Raw genomic sequence first — 1,364 nt, 5'->3', positions numbered from 1 at the left:
TCTCTACATCGTGCTGTCCATACCCGTTGTCGTGTTGGCACGCGCCGTGGACGGGCGGCTGCGCTCAAGGGGGCAAGCGAAATGAGCGAGATGCTGGCTAACTGGCTGGACTGGTCGCCCCAGCTTTTCCAAGGAGCTATTGTCAGTCTTCAGTTGGCGGGCCTGGCGCTGCTGTTCGGATTGCCTATCGGCCTCGTTCTTGCGCTTGCCTCTTCCTCTGGAAACAGGCTCGTCCGCTATTTCGCGGTGGTATTGGTCGAGATCGGGCGTGGTGCGCCTGCACTCGTCGTCCTGCAGATGGTCTACTATGGATTGCCTGCTTCCGGGATGACCGTAAGTGCCTTCACCTCTGGCGTGATTGCGTTGGCGCTAACGACAGGCGCCTACACCAGCGAGATCCTTCGCGCCGGTCTGAACGCGGTTCCGCATTGTGAGATCGAGGCGGGCTGGGCGCTCGGCATGACCCGCCGGGACATCCTGCGCTTCGTAGTGATTCCCCAAGGAATCCTGTTCGCAATACCCGCACTGATGGGCTTTGCCATTCTCATCTTCCAGGCGACGGCCCTTACATACACGATCGCCATCCCCGAACTTCTGGCGCGCGCCTATCGCGTGGGTGCGGCCACCTACCTCTACCTCGATGTCCTGATCTTGGCGGGCCTGTTCTATCTCGCCATCACCGTCCCGTTCGGGTGGCTGGTCTCGTACACCGAACGTAGGCTGGGCAGCCATCTCGGCTGACCTGCAATCAAAAACCATCAATGTCAGAGGAGAGCACAGTGAAAAATTGGAGTAAGATTATCTCGGCCGCGGCCATTGCTACGGCCTTGGGTGCCAGCGTCGCGTCCGCACAGGATTGCAAGCCGCAGCACGTTTTCGAAACCGTGTCAGCGGGCAAACTCACAGTCGCGCTTACCAACACCGCTCCGTATTCGCTCGAAAAAGACAGCGGCATCGCGGGTATCGACGGCGATCTCGTGAAGCGTTTTGCCAAGGAGAACTGCCTGGAGATCGCTTATGAGATCTTCACATATCCAGGCGCGGTTTCCGCAGTTCAGTCGCGGCGCGCGGACATCGCGCTTGGCGGCTTCTATCGTACCGCCGCCCGCGCGAAGGTCGTCGCTCTGTCTACGCCGGTCTATCTCGACCAACTGTCCGTCACCTCGACCAACGGCATTGATACTGTCGATGGTCTGCTGGGCAAGAAGGTCGGCACCGTTGAAGGATATTTATGGGTCCAGGACATGGAGAAGCTTTACGAAGGCTCCAAGACCTATCCGTCGTCGCTGAACCTCGCGCAGGACCTTCATGCCGGTCGTATTGAGGCGGCGCTCGACGGCTTCGGCTCCGCTGTCATTCAGAAC

General features: G+C 59.5%; 2 protein-coding genes. Both read left to right on the top strand.

Features of this window, described 5'->3' with window-relative positions:
• The first annotated feature begins 81 nt into the window (after window positions 1-81).
• Window positions 82-741: an amino acid ABC transporter permease gene (locus EOC06_RS41135; protein ID WP_127270814.1), complete on the top strand. Its 660-nt coding sequence runs from the start codon at window positions 82-84 to the stop codon at window positions 739-741.
• 38 nt (window positions 742-779) lie between these two features.
• A partial coding sequence (locus tag EOC06_RS36165; RefSeq protein WP_164898964.1) for an ABC transporter substrate-binding protein occupies window positions 780-1,364 on the top strand: 585 nt, incomplete at its 3' end.

The sequence above is a fragment of the Mesorhizobium sp. M7A.F.Ca.MR.362.00.0.0 genome, from assembly GCF_004023175.1.
Taxonomy (GTDB): domain Bacteria; phylum Pseudomonadota; class Alphaproteobacteria; order Rhizobiales; family Rhizobiaceae; genus Mesorhizobium.
The sequence above is the reverse complement of the archived record's forward strand: the minus strand, read 5'-3'. Positions and strand labels throughout refer to the sequence as shown.

Coding starts and splice junctions, on each gene's coding strand:
- EOC06_RS41135 (WP_127270814.1), top strand. CDS start 82: ATGAGCGAGATGCTGGCTAACTGGCTGGACTGGTCGCCCCAGCTTTTC.